This window comes from Agromyces subbeticus DSM 16689 (assembly GCF_000421565.1).
Classification (GTDB): domain Bacteria; phylum Actinomycetota; class Actinomycetes; order Actinomycetales; family Microbacteriaceae; genus Agromyces; species Agromyces subbeticus.
On record NZ_ATXG01000011.1, the window covers coordinates 128,071 to 145,292 of the forward strand.

Annotated in this window: 12 protein-coding genes; 8 read left to right on the forward strand and 4 right to left on the reverse strand. The window is 70.0% G+C overall.

Annotated elements, in window-relative coordinates:
- Positions 1-187: 187 nt before the first annotated feature.
- The 4 genes from H521_RS0114780 to H521_RS0114795 all read right to left on the reverse strand — a co-directional run bounded on the left by H521_RS0114780 (position 188) and on the right by H521_RS0114795 (position 4,668).
- On the reverse strand, positions 188-1,264 hold the full coding sequence (locus tag H521_RS0114780) for a LacI family DNA-binding transcriptional regulator (protein ID WP_022893804.1): 1,077 nt from the start codon (positions 1,262-1,264) through the stop codon (positions 188-190).
- Between the two features lie 67 nt (positions 1,265-1,331).
- Positions 1,332-2,267: a carbohydrate ABC transporter permease gene (locus H521_RS0114785; RefSeq protein WP_022893805.1), complete on the reverse strand. Its 936-nt coding sequence runs from the start codon at positions 2,265-2,267 to the stop codon at positions 1,332-1,334.
- A 3-nt stretch (positions 2,268-2,270) separates the two neighbouring features.
- Complete coding sequence (locus H521_RS0114790; RefSeq protein WP_022893806.1) at positions 2,271-3,248, reverse strand: carbohydrate ABC transporter permease; 978 nt, start codon at positions 3,246-3,248, stop codon at positions 2,271-2,273.
- A 112-nt stretch (positions 3,249-3,360) separates the two neighbouring features.
- Entirely contained in the window at positions 3,361-4,668 is a 1,308-nt protein-coding gene (locus H521_RS0114795) for an ABC transporter substrate-binding protein (RefSeq protein ID WP_022893807.1), read from the reverse strand.
- 208 nt (positions 4,669-4,876) lie between these two features.
- On the opposite strand from H521_RS0114795, the gene H521_RS0114800 reads away from it, so the two are divergent.
- The 8 genes from H521_RS0114800 to H521_RS0114835 all read left to right on the forward strand — a co-directional run.
- Positions 4,877-7,327 carry a beta-galactosidase gene (locus tag H521_RS0114800; protein ID WP_022893808.1) on the forward strand — a complete coding sequence of 817 codons (2,451 nt, stop codon included), beginning with the start codon at positions 4,877-4,879 and terminating at the stop codon, positions 7,325-7,327.
- A gap of 144 nt (positions 7,328-7,471) precedes the next feature.
- Complete coding sequence (locus H521_RS23645) at positions 7,472-9,667, forward strand: glycosyl hydrolase 53 family protein (protein ID WP_022893809.1); 2,196 nt, start codon at positions 7,472-7,474, stop codon at positions 9,665-9,667.
- 173 nt (positions 9,668-9,840) lie between these two features.
- Entirely contained in the window at positions 9,841-10,956 is a 1,116-nt protein-coding gene (locus H521_RS0114810) for a LacI family DNA-binding transcriptional regulator (protein ID WP_245560999.1), read from the forward strand.
- A gap of 46 nt (positions 10,957-11,002) precedes the next feature.
- A complete protein-coding gene (locus tag H521_RS0114815) occupies positions 11,003-12,283 on the forward strand; it encodes an extracellular solute-binding protein (protein WP_022893811.1) in 1,281 nt (426 codons plus the stop codon).
- A gap of 13 nt (positions 12,284-12,296) precedes the next feature.
- Complete coding sequence (locus tag H521_RS0114820) at positions 12,297-13,247, forward strand: carbohydrate ABC transporter permease (RefSeq protein WP_022893812.1); 951 nt, start codon at positions 12,297-12,299, stop codon at positions 13,245-13,247.
- On the forward strand, positions 13,244-14,077 hold the full coding sequence (locus tag H521_RS0114825) for a carbohydrate ABC transporter permease (RefSeq protein WP_022893813.1): 834 nt from the start codon (positions 13,244-13,246) through the stop codon (positions 14,075-14,077). Before H521_RS0114820 ends, H521_RS0114825 begins: the two co-directional genes overlap by 4 nt.
- Before the next feature lies 1 nt (position 14,078).
- Positions 14,079-15,149, forward strand: coding sequence for a glycoside hydrolase family 130 protein (locus tag H521_RS0114830; RefSeq protein WP_022893814.1), 1,071 nt, complete (start codon positions 14,079-14,081; stop codon positions 15,147-15,149).
- Positions 15,150-15,257: 108 nt separating this feature from the next.
- A partial coding sequence (locus H521_RS0114835) for a hypothetical protein (RefSeq protein WP_051159322.1) occupies positions 15,258-17,222 on the forward strand: 1,965 nt, incomplete at its 3' end.

Sequence of the window (17,222 nt, forward strand, 5' to 3'; positions counted from 1 at the left end):
CTTCGCGGATCCATCTGCAGCGGGGCCGCCATCACCGCCGGGTACATCTCCACTGGAGGGAAGGGCGGTCGCGGCCATGTCTGCTCCGTTCGTCGGCGAGTGACGCAGTCGCACGCGACCCTACGACCTCGGGGATGCCGCGGCAAGACCTCAGTGTCTGAAGTCTGAAGCGCCAGCCGATCGCGGCTCAAGCCGACTCGCGCACCACGAGCTCCGTCGGCAACGTCATGCGCCCCGCGGGCTCTCCGTCGATGACCGCGAGCAGCATGCGCACCATCTCGTGCGCGATTCGTTCGAAGGGCTGGTGCATCGTCGTGAGCGCGGGTTCGACCCGCGTCGCGATGGGCGCGTCGTCGAAGCCGGCCACGGCGACATCATCGGGCACTCGCACGCCGCGTTCGCGCAGCACGTCCATCGCGCCGGCGGCCATCACATCATTCGCGGCGAAGACCGCGTCGAGATCGGGCACCCGGTCGAGCAGTTCCTCCATCGCTCGTGCCCCACTCGCCCGCGAGTAGTCGCCCTGCGCGACGAGACGCTCGTCGAACGCGTCGCCGAGTTCCTGGCGGTATCCCTCGAGGCGGCCGATGCCGCCCGACGTGTCCATGGGCCCGGTGATCGTCGCAATGCGGGAGCGTCCGCGCACCGCCGAGCTCAAGCCCGAGCCCGACCGCGACTCCGACGCAAGCCCACCGCGCCCCCCATCGCGCAGGTATGCCACCATGTCGCGCGCACCTTCGAGGTCGTCCGCTGCGACGTAGCCGATGCGCCGCTCGTACCCGAGCGGCACCCCGCACGCCACGACCGGCAGTTCCGCGGCGACGAGCGTCTTGAGAAACCCCTCACGCCCGCGGTGCGACGACACGAGGAGTGCACCGTCGACGTGACCGGCCATGATGAACTCGGTCGCCCGGCGCTGCTCGTCGTCGGAGCCGGCCATGAGCAGCACGAGCGGCAGGTCGCGAGCCGCGAGCGCGTCGGCGGCGGCGCGCATGAGCACTGAGAAGTTGGGGTCCTCGAAGAGGCGATCGTGCGGCTCGGTGAGCAGGAACGCGATCGAGTTGGCGCGCGCCGTCGCGAGGTTCCGCGCGTGCGGGTTGATGCGATATCCGGTCTTCTTGATGGCGCGCTCGACGGCTTCGGCGGCGGTCGGGCTGACCCAGTGCCCGCCGTTGAGCACCCGAGACACCGTGCCGCGCGAGACGCCCGACTCTCGCGCGACGTCTTCGATCGTCGGTCGCCGACGCTGGGAGGACTCTGCCACGACGATCAGCCTAGGCCGCTCGCCGCCACCGCGACCGCCGCCGCCGCCGCACGATCGCGTTGACGTCTCACGCCTTCACGGCTCCGGCGGCGAGATCGACGCGCCAGTACCGCTGCAGCACGAGGAACAGTGCGATGAGCGGTACGACCGACAGCAACGCCCCGGTGATGACGAGCGTGTACATGGCCGGCAGCGACGCGCCCTGGTTCAGCAGCCCCGAGAGCCCCACGGTGATCGGGAACAGCTCGTCGTTGCCGAGCATGATGTACGGCAGCATGAAGTTGTTCCAGACCGCCACGAACTGGAACAGGAAGATCGTCACGAGCCCCGGCCCCATCATCGGCAGCGCGATGCGGTGGAAGATGTAGAGCTCGCGCGCCCCCTCGGTGCGAGCCGACTCGATGATGTCGGTCGGCACGGCGGCCGCGGCGTAGATGCGCGCGAGGTAGATGCCGTACGGGCTGATGAGCTGCGGCAGCAGCACCGACCAGTACGTGTTCGTGAGCCCGGCCTGCGCGAGCAGCAGGTACTGCGGAATGGCGAGGATGACGCCGGGCACGAGCACGCCCATGAGCAGCACCTTGAAGACGACGCCCTTGCCCGGGAAGGTGTACTTCGCGAGCGCGTAGCCCGACAGCGCCGAGACGTACGTCGAGATGATCGCGCCGACGCCGGCGTAGAGCGCGGTGTTCAGCATCCAGCGCCAGTAGAGCCCGTCGCGGTACTCGGTGAGCGCGACGATGTTGTCCCACAAGTGGGTGCTCGGCGCGAAGGTGAAGGTCGAGAAGAGCTCGGAGGCATCCTTCGTCGACGCGATCAGCACCCAGGCGACCGGCAGCAGGCAGTAGAGCGCGCCGAGCAGCAGCACCGCAGTCGAGCCGACGGCGACGGGAACGCGCTGGTCGCCGCCGTTCGAGCCGCGGCCGGTGCGACCGGCACGGCGAGCGGATGCCGCGTCGACATCGTGCAGCACGGCGGCACGGGTTTCGGTGGTGACGGTCATGGCTCAGTCCTCCTGGCCGAAGGCGCGCCGCTGCACGACGCGAAGGAAGATGAAGGAGATCGCGAAGGTCGCGAGCGCGATGATGACGGATGTCGCTGCGGCCGAGTAGATGTCGTCACGGGTGAACGCGTCGCGGTACACGAGCATGAGCGGCGACCAGCTCGTCGAGAGGCTGTTCGTGAGCGGACGCAGCGTGGTCGGCTCGGCGAAGACCTGCAGGGTCGCGATCATCGAGAAGAGCGCCGTCATGACGAGGGCGGGCATGATGATCGGCACCTTGATGCGCCACGCGATCTGTACCTCTGACGCACCGTCGATGCGGGCCGCCTCGTAGATCTCGCTGGGCACCGCCTTCAGCGAGGTGTACATGACGATCATGTTGAAGCCGACACCGCCCCACAGGCCGATGTTCGCGATCGCGAAGACCACGAGGCCCGGCGAGAGCATCGACGGCACATCCCAGCCGAGGCGTTCGAAGATCCAGTAGAAGGGGCTCACGGCCGGCAGGTAGAGGAAGCCCCAGAGCAGCGACGAGATGACGGCCGGCACGGCGTACGGCAGGAAGATCGAGACCCGCGAGAAGCCCTTCGCGCCCGTGCGGCGGGCATCGAGCAGCAGCGCGAAGAGCAGTGCGAGCCCGAGCATCGTCGGCACGAGGATGAGCCCGTACAGCAGCACCCGGCCGACGCTCGCGAGGAACTCGGGGTCGCTGAGCGACGCGAGGTAGTTGTCGAAGCCGACGAACTCACGGGTGCGAGCGCCCGAGCCGAGCCCGAGTCCCTGCACGACCTCGCTCTGGAACGAGAGCACGAAGGTGTAGAGAATCGGGGCCGCCATGAAGAGGGCGAACAGGATGATGCCGGGGGCGAGCATCATCCACGGCGTGAGGTGGCGACGTGCTGCGCCCGGCCCGCGCTTCGCGGGCTTCGGCGACGTGCGTCGCGCCCCGCCGCGCGGGGCGGCTTCGACCGTGGCGGTCATGTTCGGTCCTTCCTGGGGTGATGGTGACGCCGGGTCGAGGAGCGGAGCGTATCGAGACCACTCGCGGGTCTCGATACGCTCGCTTCGCTCGCTCCTCGACCGACGGGTGAGCCTAATCGGCGACGGTGAAGCCGCTCGACTCGAGGTCGTCGACGGTGACCTGCTGCATCGCCGTGACCGCCGCGAGGAACGCGTCGACGGTCTTCGCCTCGGCCGCCTTCGCGAACTCGTCGTTGTAGGCGCTGAACGCGACGTTCACGTTCGGGCCGTACTGGAACGGGGCCACGGATGCTGCGGCATCCGCTGCGACGTCGTAGAAGTCGGCCTGGTTGCTGAAGAACTCGGGCGCTTCGGTGAGGGAGGATGCCGCGGCATCCGTCGAGGCCGGGTAGATGCCGGTTTCGGTGACGAGCGCCTGCACGGCGTCGGGGTCGGTGTTCAGCCACGTAGCGAACTCGACCGCAGCCTCGACGTTCTTCGACTGCGAGGTGACCGCGGTCGACGAGCCGCCCCAGTTGCCGTTCGAGGCGTCGCCGCCCCACGTGGGCAGCGTCGCGGCCTTCCAGAGGCCGGCGGTGTCGGCGGCGTTGCCCGAGAGCACGCCGGGGCCCCACACTGCGCCGAGCCAGCCGACCTGCGTGCCGTCGTTCAGGCCCGCGTTCCACTCGGGCGTGTACATCGGCTTGTTGTCGATGACGCCCTCTTGCACGAGGCCGCCCCAGTACTCGGCGACGCGCTGCGTGGGCTCTTCGTCGATGCCGACGCCCCATGCCTCGCCGTCGATCGACCACCACTCCGACTTCGCCTGCTGCGCGAGCCCGGCGAACCAGCCGGCGTCGTTGGCCGAGAAGGTGCCGAGGTACTTCGACGGGTCGGCGGCGTGCAGGGCACGGGCGACCGCTGCGTACTCGTCCCACGTGGTGGGCACCGAGAGGCCGAGCTGCTGGAAGATGTCGTCGCGGTAGAAGAACATCATGGGGCCGGTGTCTTGCGGGATCGCGTAGACCGCGTCGCCGCCGAGCGTGACCGAGTCCCACGTGCCGTCGCTGAACTGGTCGGCGAGGTCGCTCGCGCCGGCATCGCTCAGGTCGGCGAGCGCGTCGGAGGAGACGAGCGTCGGGATCTTCTGGTACTCGGCCTGGATCAGGTCGGGTGCACCGCTGCCGGCCTTGATGGCAGTGAGCAGCTTGGTGATCGCCGGGTCGCCGCCGTCTTGCTTGTTGACCGTGACCTGGATCTCGGGATGCTCGTCATTCCAGAGGTCGACGACCTTGTCGAGGTTGGGCGCCCAGGCCCAGTAGGTGAGTTCGATCGGGTCGTCGGCGGTGCCCTCCGACCCTGTGTCGGCTGAGCAGCCGGTCATGATGAGCGCTGCTGCTGCCAGCGTCGCCACGGCGCCGGTGCGGAATGCTGCACGCATTCGTCCTCCTTGTCGAAAGCTGTGATTGCGGGATGCCCCGTGGCTCCGCGACCGGAAGGACGACGGTGTGCCTGTGAGCGCTCCTAGTAACGCACAGCGGCTCAGGCTTGTCAACTGGAGCAAGTCCAGATGGCCAATGGGTGACTTTCTGTGTTAGAACTGTGACCGCACACAGTCCGTGCACGCAGCTTGAAGGAGAGTTCCGGTCGTGACATCCGTTCCGTCGCCCGCGCGCGACGTCGCCCTGCTCGCCGTGAGCCATGAGGCTTGGGCCGAGCCGCTGACGCGCCCCGCGATGAGCAACGAGCTCGACCGGCACGAGCGCATCGCGCTCACGAACCGCTACGTCGAGGTCGCCGGGCGACCGGCGATTCCCGTCTCGGGCGAGATGCACTTCAGCCGCGTTCCGCGGAGCGAGTGGGAGGAGCGGCTGCGCCTCATGCGCTCGGGCGGCGTCACGGTCGTCGCGGCCTACCTGATCTGGATCCACCACGAGCCCGAGCGCGGCCGGCCGAGCTTCGACGGCAACCTCGATGTCGCCGCGTTCGTGCGCTGCGCTGCCGAGGCCGGCCTCGACGTCGTGCTGCGCGTCGGCCCGTGGTGCCACGGCGAGGTGCGCAACGGCGGCTTCCCCGACTGGGTGCAGCAGGCGCCCGTCGAGCACCGCTCGGATGACCCGGGCTACCTCGCCCTCGTCGAGCCCTGGTTCGCCGCGCTCGGCGAGCAGCTCGCGCCGCTCTGCGGGCCCGGCAGCAACGTCATCGCGATTCAGCTCGACAACGAGCTGTACGACCAGCCCCGGCACCTGGTGACGCTCAAGTCGCTCGCCCGAGCCAACGGCCTCGTCGCGCCGATCTACACGGCGACCGCATGGGGCGGCGCCGAGCTGCCCTCCGGCGCGGTGCTGCCGCTCTACGGCGGCTACGGCGACGGCTTCTGGGTCGACGCCGACCACGACTGGGACACGACGTTTCGCGAGCACTTCTTCTTCTCGCACACGTGGGACGACCCGGGCATCGGCGCCGACCTGCGCGACCACCCCGGCATCGGCCGGCGCGGCGAGACGCCCCGACTGCCGTCGGCGTCGTTCCCCGCCGCCACGTGCGAACTCGGCGGCGGCATGGCGACGGCGTACCACCGGCGTCCGCTCCTGAGCGGTGCGGATGTCGCCGCGGTCGCGCACAACAAGATCGGCAACGGCTCGGGCTGGCAGGGCTACTACATGTACGCGGGCGGCACGAACCCCGGGCCGGCGCTGCAGGAGTCGCACGCGACGGGCTACCCGAACGACCTGCCCGAGTTCGACTACGACTTCCACGCACCGGTCGGCGCGGCCGGGCTGCTCGCGGCGAGCCACGCCGCACTGCGGCGCCAGCACGCGTTCCTCGCCGCGTTCGGCGACACGCTCGCCCCGATGCCGTCGACGCTGCCCGAGCACCTGCCCGGGAATGTCGACGACACCGAGACGCTGCGCTGGGCACTGCGCAGCGACGGCCAATCGGGCTGGGTGTTCGTGACGTGGCAGCAGCCGCACCGACCGCTCGACACCGTTCGCGACGCGCAGTTCGCGGTGACGCTCGACGCCGGCACGACCCTGTTTCCACATACGCCGATCGACGTGCCCGCCGGCACGATCGCGCACTGGCCCGTGCACCTCGAGCTCGGGGGCGTGCACCTCGACTGGGCGACCGCATCGCCGCTCACGGTGCTCGCAGGCGAGCAGCCGACGCTCGTGCTCATTGCCGAAGCTGGGATTCCGGTGGAGTTGTCGACGGCGGCAACCGTGTCTGTGACGGCCACGGGCGGCTCCGGCGCGGCCGTCGAGTCTGCCGCGGTGCTGAGCCAGCTCGCGCCGGGCATCGTGCGTGTCGACGCCGACGTGCCGCAGCGACTCGAACTGCAGCAGGGCGAGGGCCGGTTGACAGTGCTCGTGGTGCCGGCGTCGTTCGCCGACGCGGTCTGGGTGCTCGACGGCGGCGGCGAGCGCCGGCTCGTGCTCAGCCGCGACGCGCTGTTCGAGAGTGCCGACGGCACGCTCGCCGTGCGGGCGGCGCACGCGCCGTCGGTGCACGAATACGTGCCGGCGAGCGGGCGGTTCGAGGCGATCGAACTGGCGGTCGTGGCATCCGCTGCTGATGCCGACGCCCGTGCCGGTGCCGATGCCGATGCCGATGCAGGTGCGGGCGCCGACGCCGGTGCCGGCCCTGCCCGCTCGGGCCGCGAACTCCCCGTGCCGCTCAGCGCCCCGATCCCCGGCCTCACCCCGCCGCCGAGTTACGGCGAGCGCACCGGCCGCGCCTCGGCCCCGAGCCGCGACGAGGTCGCGCGCTTCGGCACGAGCTGGACGCTCGAATTGCCGGCCGATCGCCGCGGTCGCCGGTTCCTCGAGGTCGAGTGGGCCGGCGATGTCGCCCGGCTCGAGGCCGACGGCGTCGTCGTGGCCGACCGCTTCTGGGACGGCACGCCCTGGACCATCGGGCTCGACGCGCTCGGTGTCGCGCATGACGCCGAGCTGACGCTGCGCATCGTGCCGCTGCACCCCGAGGCATCCGTGCACCTGCCCGAAGCCGCTGCCGCCCGGCGGCGTGCGACGACCGGCCCGCTCCTCTCACTCGACGATGTTCGCCTCATCGAGGCGCCGCTCTGGCGGGAGCGCTGATGCGCTAGCGAGCACAACACCACACTCACCACCCCACACCGACCTCGTTCGACCCGACCGGGCGAACGACACCGCAGCGCCGCGGATTCCCTCGCCCTCTGGGCAGCGACCCGCCCGGGCTGCCGACTGCAGAGGAGCAGGATCGTGCACCAGCATTTCCGAGCAAGAAGGGGCGTCGTCGCCATCGCGGCGGCGCTCACCGCCCTCGTCGCCGTGCCGGCAGCCGCGGCGACCGGCGCATCTCCCGCATGGGCGGCGGGGCCCGACGACACCGCCCCGCCCGTCGACGCCGGCATCTTCGTCGAGCGCGTCGACGGCCTCTCCCCCGACTTCGCGAACGGCGTCGACGTCTCGACGGTGCTCTCGCTCGAAGAGAGCGGGGTGGTCTTCCGCGATGACGCCGGGCAGCCCGCCGACCTGTTCGAGGTGCTCGCCGACAACGGCGTGAACACCGTGCGGGTGCGCGTCTGGAACGACCCGTTCGATGCCTCGGGCAACGGCTACGGCGGCGGCAACGTCGATGTCGAGCGCGCCGTCGAGATCGGCTCGCGGGCGACCGCGGCGGGCCTCAGCGTGCTCGTCGACTTCCACTACTCCGACTTCTGGGCCGACCCCGGTCGCCAGCTCGCACCGAAGGCGTGGCAGGGCCTGTCGCCCGAGCAGACCGTGACGGCATTGCACGACTTCACGACCGACGCGCTGCAGTCGTTCGAAGACGCCGGCGTCGACGTCAGCATGGTGCAGGTCGGCAACGAGACGAACAATGCGATCGCAGGCTACTCGCGCGCGGGCACGGCGATCGACGCGCAGTTCGCAGCGCTCATCTCAGCGGGCAGCACGGCGGTGCGCGAAGTGCTGCCCGAGGCACTCGTGGCGGTGCACTTCACGAACCCCGAGACATCCGGCCGCTACGCCACCTATGCCGCGGGCCTCGCCCAGTTCGGCGTCGACTACGACGTGTTCGCGAGCTCGTACTACCCCTACTGGCACGGTTCGACCGAGAACCTGACCGCGTCGCTCACGCACGTCGCGACGACGTACGGCAAGCAGGTCATGGTCGCCGAGACGTCGTGGGCGCACACCCTCGGCGACGGCGACGGCTACCCGAACGTGATCGGTGAAGCCACGATCACCGACGACTACCCCGCGAGCGTGCAGGGCCAGGCGACCGAGCTGCGCGACGTGATCGCCGCGGTTGCGGCCGTGGGCGACGCGGGTATCGGCGTCTTCTACTGGGAGCCGGCGTGGCTGCCGGTGGGCCCGGCGTCGGATGTCGCGGCGAACGAGCTGCTCTGGGAGCGCGACGGCTCAGGCTGGGCGACGAGCTTCGCGAGCGACTACGACCCCGTGCACGTCGGCGAGTTCTACGGCGGCTCGGCGTGGGACAACCAGTCGCTCTTCGCGTGGAACGGCACGCCGCTCGAGTCGCTGCGCACCTTCGAGTACGTCTACACGGGTGCGGTCGCTCCGCGCGAGGTCGTCTCGGTCGAGCACGTCGAGCTGTCGATGACGGATGGCGCCGCCGTCGAGTTGCCCGCGACCATCACGGTCACCTACAACGACGGCAGCACGGAGCATCCGTCGGTCGACTGGAGCGACGCGGTCGACTGGATCCGCGGACCCGGCGAGTACTCGGTGCCCGGCCGCACCTCGACCGGCCTCGCCGTGACCGCATCGGTCACGGTGCTCGCGGCGAACCTCGTGCAGAACGGATCGTTCGAGTCGCCCGATCTCGGCGCGTGGGCGCTGACCGGTCCGGCCGCCCGCACCGAGACCGCCGATGGCTCCGACGGCGACTTCGCCCTCACCTTCTGGAGCGGTCAGGCGTACTCGATGTCGGCGGCGCAGTCGCTCACGGGCGTGCCGGCCGGCACGTACACGCTGGAGGCGACGACGCAGGGCACCGGCAGCGCGTCGACCGATTCGCGCGTGCTCTCGGCGACGACGTCGGCGGGCAGCTGGAGCGCTCCCCTGCAGTTCACGGCGTGGAACGAGATGCACACCGCGACGCTGCCGACCGTGGTCGTGGGCGCCGACGGCGTCGTCGACCTGCGTGCCGACTTCGCGCTCTCGGCCGGGGCGTGGCGCGTGCTCGACGATGTGCGTCTCGTCGCCGTGCCGGACACCGCACCGGCCGATACCTCGTCGCTCTCCGCGGCGCTCGCACGCGCGGCGGCCGTCGATCGCGATCGCTACACGGATGCCTCGATCGCCACGCTCGACGAGGCGGTCGCCGTCGGCGAGGTCGTGCTCGCCGGTTCGCGTGCGACCGTGAACGACGTGAAGCACGCGACGAAGTTCGTCGAGAAGGCGGTGAAGAAGCTCAGGGTCGTGAAGTAGCGGCAGGGGTGCGCTCGCGAGCGTGCGAGCGCACCCGCCCTGACGCGGGTGCGTGTCGAATCGGCGAACCCCTTGCGTCGAAGCCGGAGTTGTGGGTACCGTGTCTCTAAACCGGTTTAGAAGGTGTGCTGCGACTCGCAGCGGCATCCGCCGATCGGCCAATGGAGGCTCTGGTGACCGAAGACGCTCGGCAAGCTGGGCACCCTGAGCAGTCAGGGCGGGCTGGGCACTCCGGGCAAGCCGCGCGCCCCACGATCACCGACGTGGCCCGTCGCGCCGGGGTCAGCAAGAGCCTCGTCTCGTTCGCGCTGAACGACCGCCCCGGCGTCAGCGCCGAGACGCGCGATCGCATCCTCGCCGCAGCGCGCGAACTCGGCTGGACCCCGAGCCTGCGCGCCAGGTCGCTCAGCGTCGACCGCTCCTACGCGCTCGGCCTCGTGATCGGCCGCAGCGTCGACGTGATCGCAGCGGACCCCTTCTTCCACGCCTTCATCGCCGGCGTCGAGAGCGAGTTCTCGACCGCCGGCCAGGTGCTCGTGCTCACTCGAGCGACTCCCGGGCGCGAGGAGGCAGCGACCTACCGCGGGCTCGCGGCCGACAAGCGCGTCGACGGGGTCTTCCTCACCGACCTCCGCGCCGATGACGACCGCATCCGGCTCGTCAGCGAGCTCGGCCTCGCCGCGGTCACGCTCGGGCGCCCCGACATCCCGTCGCCCTTCCCGTCGGTCTCGGTCGACGACGGCCGCGGCATCCGTGCCGCCGTCGACCACCTCATCGCGCTCGGTCACCGTCGCATCGCCCACGTCGCGGGCCCGTCGAACATGCTGCACGGCCGCCGCCGCGCCGAGGCGTTCGCGGCCGCAGCTCGAGCGGGCGGAGTCGAACCGATGGCCGCCGTCGAGACCGATTTCAGCGCGGTCGACGGCGCCCGCGCCACCCGCGAGCTGCTCGCGCTCGGCACCGAACGACCGACCGCGATCGTCTACTCGAACGACATGATGGCCCTCGCCGGCCTCGCGGTGGCCCAGCGCGCCGGGCTCCGCGTGCCGCTCGACCTCTCGATCACCGGCTTCGACAACACCGAGCTCGGCGAGCACACCTTTCCCTCGATCACCTCGGTCGCGACGGATGCCGCCGAATGGGGCGCCCGATCGGCGCGACTCCTGCTGGCGGCCATCGCCGAAGAGCCGGTCGGCGACATCGAACTCGCCGAGCCTCGACTCGTCATCCGCGAGTCCACAGCGGCAGCACCGGCCGCGCCAGTAGCCGCAGCACCACCCCGAACGTAATCCGAACCCGCGCGGCACCGACGCCGCCCGACGAAAGGAGCCGGCCATGCGCCGACGCATCATGATGACCGCCGTTGCCGCGGCGGGGGCGTTCGCCCTCACCGCGTGCACGAGCGGAGGAGGCGGTGACGGCGGCACGGAAGGCCGTGGCGACATCACCATCTGGTACTCCAACAACGAGGCCGAGATCGCCTGGGGCGAGCAGATGGTCGAGGCGTGGAACGCCGAGCACCCCGACGAGCAGGTCAAGGCGCAGGAGATCCCGGCCGGCGCCTCGAGCGAAGAGGTCATCGGCGCCGCGATCACCGCCGGCAACGCGCCCTGCCTCGTCTACAACACCTCGCCCGCGGCGGTGCCGCAGTTCCAGAAGCAGGGCGGGCTCGTGAACCTCTCCGACTTCGACGACGGCGACGACTACATCACCGAGCGCAGCGGCGACCTCGCCGAGCAGTACCGTTCGCCCGACGGCGGCTTCTACCAGATGCCGTGGAAGTCGAACCCGGTGATGATCTTCTACAACAAGGCGATGTTCGCCCAGGCCGGCCTCGACGCCGAGAACCCGCCGCTCGCGACGTACGACGAGTTCCTCGCGACGGCTCGCACCCTGCAGTCGTCGGGCGCCGCGCAGTTCGCGATCAACCCCGCACCGACGAGCGAGTTCTTCCAGAGCTGGTTCGACTTCTACCCGCTCTACGCGGCGCAGTCGGGCGGCACGTTGCTCGTCGAAGACGAGGCAGCGACCTTCGATGACGAGAACGGCACCGCGGTCGCCGAGTTCTGGGCGACGCTCTACTCCGAGGGGCTCGCCGGCAAGGAGCAGTACCAGGGCGACGCGTTCGCCGACGGCGTGGCGGCGATGTCGATCGTCGGCCCGTGGGCCATCTCGGTCTACGGCGAAGACGTCGACTGGGGCTCAGTACCGGTTCCCACGCAAGACGGCACGGCACCTGAAGAGACGTACACCTTCAGCGACGCCAAGAACGTCGGCATGTTCACCGCGTGCGAGAACCAGGCCACCGCGTGGGACGTGCTGAAGTTCTCGACGAGTGAGGAGCAAGACGGCGTGTGGCTCGAGGAGACCGGGCAGATGCCGCTGCGACAGGACCTGACCGAGGTCTACGCCGACTACTTCGAGGCGAACCCCGCCTACCAGCTGTTCGGCGACCAGGCCGCTCGAACCGTCGAGGTGCCGAACGTGCCGAACTCGATCGAGATCTGGCAGGCGTTCCGTGACGGCTACTCGAACTCGGTGATCTTCGGCGAGGAGCCGGTGGCGGACTTCCTCACCGACGCCGCCACTGAGATCGACGAACTCGCCAAGGGTTGATCGGGCTCACGCCATGACCGCCACCGACGCGGCACCGACCAGGTCGGCTGCCGCACCCGATGAGGCTCCCCCGAGTCGCCGCCGCAAGCGGTGGCTCGGGGAGCATCCACTCGGCCTGCTGCTCAGCACGCCGTACCTGCTCTTCATCGGGCTGATCTTCGCCTACCCGATCGTCTTCTCGGTGTGGATGTCGTTCCAGGACTACTTCTTCGCCGCGCCGGGAGCTGAGGTCGACCGGCCGTTCGTCGGGTTCGACAACTACCTCGCCGTGATCCAGGACCCGGCTGTCTGGCGCTCGTTCGGCAACGTCGGCATCTTCCTGCTCATCAACGTGCCGCTCACGGTCGCGCTGTCGCTCCTGCTCGCGACGGCACTCGACAAGGTCGTGCACGCGCGCACCTTCTTCCGGGTGAGCTATTACGTGCCCTACGTGACCGCCTCGGTCGCGGTCGTCGCGGTGTGGCTCTTCCTGTTCAGCCAGAACGGACTCGTGAACCAGGTGCTCGGGCCGCTCGCACCCGAGCCGTCGTGGCTCATCAACTCGGCGCTCGCGATGCCCACCATCGCCTTGTTCGTGACCTGGAAGGGGCTCGGCTTCTACATCCTGCTCTACCTCGCGGCCCTGCAGAACGTGGGCAAGGAGCTCTACGAGTCGGCATCCGTCGACGGCGCCGGGGCAGTGCGCCGGTTCTTCTCGGTGACGGTGCCCGGCGTGCGGCCGGCGACGGTGCTCGTGTTCCTGCTCGCCACCATCACGGGCGCGAATCTCTTCACCGAGCCGTACCTGCTCACGGGCGGGGGCGGCCCGAACGGCGCCTCGACGTCACCCGTGCTGCTCATGTACCAGAAGGGCATCGAGCAGGGGAATCCGGATGTCGCATCAGCCCTCGGCGTCATCCTGATCATCTTCGTGCTGATCATCGCATGGCTGCAGTACCGCTTTCTGGGAGGGAAGGAGTCATGACGCGCCTCGGCACCATCACTCGGTACGTCCTGCTGGCACTGGGCGCGATCGCGTTCCTCTTCCCCTTCTACTACATGATCGTCGGCTCGCTGCAGACCGACCCCGACCCGACCCTCGCGGGTGCCTTCCCCGATCCGTCGAACATCACCGGGCAGAACTACGTCAACATCAACGAACGGGTGAACCTCTTCGTGGGGCTCGCGAACTCCGGCATCTTCACCGGCGGGGTGCTGCTCGGCACGGTCGTCTTCGGCACGATCGCGGGCTACGCCCTCTCGGTGCTGAAGTGGCGCGGCCGAGGGGCGACCCTCGTGCTCGTGCTGCTCGTGCAGGTCGTCCCGTTCCAGCTGCTCATGATTCCGCTGTACGTGATGATCGCGCGCGACTACGGGCTCTCCGACAGCTACCTCGGCATGATCCTGCCGTTCCTCATCAACTCCACGGCGGTGCTCATCTTCCGCCAGTACTTCCTGCAGTTGCCGAAGGAGCTCTTCGACGCCGCCCGCATCGACGGTGCGGGTGAGTTCCGGATCCTCTGGTCGGTCGCGCTGCCGCTCGTGCGGCCGGCGCTGCTGACGGCCGTGCTGCTGACCTTCATCGGCCCGTGGAACGAGTTCCTCTGGCCGTTCCTCATCACGAAGGAGGCGGCACTCCAACCACTCGCCGTGTCGCTCGCGAACTTCATCTCGAATGTCGCGGCGTCGACCTCGAATCCGTTCGGGGCGATGATGGCCGGCGCGGTCGTTCTCGCCGGCCCGGCGGTTGCCCTGTTCATCATCTTCCAGCGCTATTTCGTCTCGAACGATCTCGGCTCCGGAGTGAAAGGCTGACATGTCCATCACCACCACCGTTCCCTACACGCTCACCCGCCTCGGCGTCGTCATGCGCCCCGAGCCCGGCAACGCCAACGAGGCCGAGGGCGTGCTCAACCCCGCCTCTGGCCGCGCACCCGACGGCACGCTCTACCTGCTGCCTCGACTCGTCGCCGACGGCAACGTCTCACGGGTCGGGCTCGCCCGAGTGCAGGTCGAGGGCGGCGTACCCGTCGGCGTCGAACGTGAGGGCGTCGTGCTCGAGCCCGACCGCGGCTGGGAGCGCGGCGCCGACAACGCCGGCGTCGAAGACCCGCGGGTCACGCGCATCGACGCGCTCGACTGCTGGGTCATGACCTACGTCGCCTACGGTCCGCTCGGGCCGCGCACGGCGATCGCCGTCTCGAGCGACCTGCGCGAGTGGCGCCGGCTCGGCCCGGCGCTCTTCGCCTACGACGACGCCCTCGACATGGATCTGAACCTCTTCCACAACAAGGACACGACGTTCTTCCCCGAGCCCGTCACGGCACCCGACGGCACGCCGAGCCTCGCGGTGCTGCATCGCCCGATGTGGGACCTCAGCGAGACGAAGCCGGGTCAGGGCGTGCGACTGCCGGCCGGCATCACCGACGCCCGGCAGTCGATCTGGATCGCGTACGTTCCGCTCGACGCGGTGCTCAGCGACATCCGCTCGCTCACGCTGTGGGGCCAGTCGCGCATGCTCGCCGCGCCCGAGTTCGCCTACGAGGCGCTGAAGATCGGGGGTGGCCCGCCGCCGTTGCGCGTGCCCGAGGGCTGGCTGCTGATCCACCACGGCGTCACCGGCACGATCGACAGCGCGTTCTCGCAGCAGCAGAACGTCAACTACGCGGCCGGCGCGATGCTGCTCGACGCCGACGACCCGTCGATCGTGCTCGCACGCACCGCCGAGCCGCTGCTCGCGCCCGAGACCGAAGAGGAACGCAGCGGCATCGTGCCGAACGTCGTCTTCCCGACGGCGATCGAAGAGATCGAGGGCGAGCACTACGTGTTCTACGGCATGGCCGACTCGCAGATCGGCGTGGCGCGGCTCGACCGGGTTCGCAGCTGACCTCAGGCAGCGCTGCCTGACCGCACCGCTCTCATCGCCCCGCCCCGCCCTGCACGCACCGCACCGCACCGCTTGAATGCACCGCCTGACCGAAATGAAAGGCAGATCATGAACAGCACGGATGTCTCTCGCCGCACCTTCCCGACGATGGCCGCATCACTCACCGCCGCAGCCGCGCTCGTGCTCACCGGGGCGCTCACGTCGCCGGCGCCGGCGCACGCGAGCGCCGTGGCAGCGCCCGGCGTGGCAGCGCCCGGCGCGGCTGCGCCGGACTCGGCGCCGCTCGCGAACACCGCGCACCTCGACTTCCTGCTCGATACCGCGACTCCCGGCGAGCTCCCCGGGCATACCACCTACCGCCTTGCCGAGGAGCCGCAGCTCACGCTCCCCTGGACCTACGCCGACGCCCGCGACGGCGGCACGTTCGAGCGAGTCGGGGGCGGGCCGCTCGATCCGGCGACCGGCCACTGGGGCCAGGGCGCCTACAACGCCGACGACGTCTCACGCACAGCGGTCGTGTACCTGCGGCACTGGCAGCAGACGGGCGACGACGCGAGCCGCGCCAGCGCCTATGAGCTGCTGCGCTCGCTCGCCTACCTGCAGACCGCCGAGGGCGAGCACGCCGGCAACGTCGTGCTGTGGATGCAGCCCGACGGCACGCTCAACCCGAGCGCCGAACCCGTCGAACTGCCCGACCCCTCCGACTCCGACGCGAGCTACTGGCTGGCCCGCACGATCTGGGCGTTCGGCGAGGGCTACGCGGCATTCGTCGAGTCGGATGCCGCGTTCGCCGACTTCCTCGCCGAACGGCTCGATCTCGCGCGCGCGGCCGTCGATCGGCAGGTGCTCGACCGCTACGGCGAGTACGAGACCTCCGACGGCATGCGAGTGCCAGCGTGGCTCATCGTCGACGGCGCCGACGCGACGGCCGAGGCCGTGCTCGGCCTCTCCGCCTATGTCGACGCCGCCCCCGCCGACGATGCAGCACGCACGACGCTCGAGCAGCTCGCCGAGGGCATCGCAGCGATGGGTGCGGGCGACACCGACTCATGGCCGTACGGCGCGATCCTGCCGTGGGCGCTGTCGCGTTCGATGTGGCACGGATGGGGTTCGCAGATGCCCGCGGCTCTGGCCGAGGCATCCGCCGTGCTCGACGATGCCGCCCTGCTCGAGCCCGCGCTGGCCGACTCTGCCGGCTTCTCGACGACGCTGCTCACCGCCGGCGGGCCCGACAACAGCTGGTTCCCGACGCCGGCCGACCGGGTGCAGATCGCGTACGGCGCCGATTCGCGGGTGCAGTCGCTGCTGTCGGTGGCGGATGCGTCGATGGCGCATGCCTCGGTCGCGGATGCCTCGGGCGGCAGCGGCTTCGAAGAGCTCGCGGCGATGCAGGCCGCGTGGTTCTTCGGCGCAAACCGCGCGGGTGAGCCGATGTACGACCCCGCGAGCGGCATCACGTTCGACGGCCTGCAGCCCGACGGCGGGATCAATCGCAACAGCGGAGCCGAGAGCACGATTCACGGGTTGCTGACGATGATCGCCCTCGACGACCGACCCGCTGTGGCCGCGAGAGCGACGACGGTGACGGATGTCGCCGAGCTCGACGGTCTTCGCGTGGTCGAGGCCGAATCGGCGACGTCGACCACCGGCTCGGTGCAGACCCCGCCATCGGCCTGGACCGGTGAGTCGCTCTACAGCGGCGACGTGCTCGTGCTCGAACGCGGGCAGCAGGCGACCTTCGAGATCGATGCCGGCGTCGGCGCCGGGGTTGGTACTGGCACTGGCTCTGACTCTGGCTCTGGCTCTGGCTCTGGCTCTGGCTCTGGCTCTGGCACTAGCACTGGCGCTGGCGCTGGCGCTTCGTCACGCTCGATCGAGCCGGTCGCCTGGCTCGATGAGAACGCTCGCGCCCGCTCGATCTGGACCACCGGGCGCACGCCGCTCGGCGTACTCGACGGTCGCGGCGAACCGCAGGGCATCAGCCCCGTGCCGGGCGTGCTGCTGCCGCGCTCGCTGCGCGCACCGCTCGATGCCGGGAGCACGTCGGTCTCGGTGTCGGTGAAGACCGGAACC

Coding starts and splice junctions, on each gene's coding strand:
- H521_RS0114820 (WP_022893812.1), top strand. CDS start 12,297: ATGACCGCCACCGACGCGGCACCGACCAGGTCGGCTGCCGCACCCGAT.
- H521_RS0114795 (WP_022893807.1), bottom strand. CDS start 4,668: ATGCGTGCAGCATTCCGCACCGGCGCCGTGGCGACGCTGGCAGCAGCA.
- H521_RS0114825 (WP_022893813.1), top strand. CDS start 13,244: ATGACGCGCCTCGGCACCATCACTCGGTACGTCCTGCTGGCACTGGGC.
- H521_RS0114815 (WP_022893811.1), top strand. CDS start 11,003: ATGCGCCGACGCATCATGATGACCGCCGTTGCCGCGGCGGGGGCGTTC.
- H521_RS0114785 (WP_022893805.1), bottom strand. CDS start 2,267: ATGACCGTCACCACCGAAACCCGTGCCGCCGTGCTGCACGATGTCGAC.
- H521_RS0114790 (WP_022893806.1), bottom strand. CDS start 3,248: ATGACCGCCACGGTCGAAGCCGCCCCGCGCGGCGGGGCGCGACGCACG.
- H521_RS0114830 (WP_022893814.1), top strand. CDS start 14,079: ATGTCCATCACCACCACCGTTCCCTACACGCTCACCCGCCTCGGCGTC.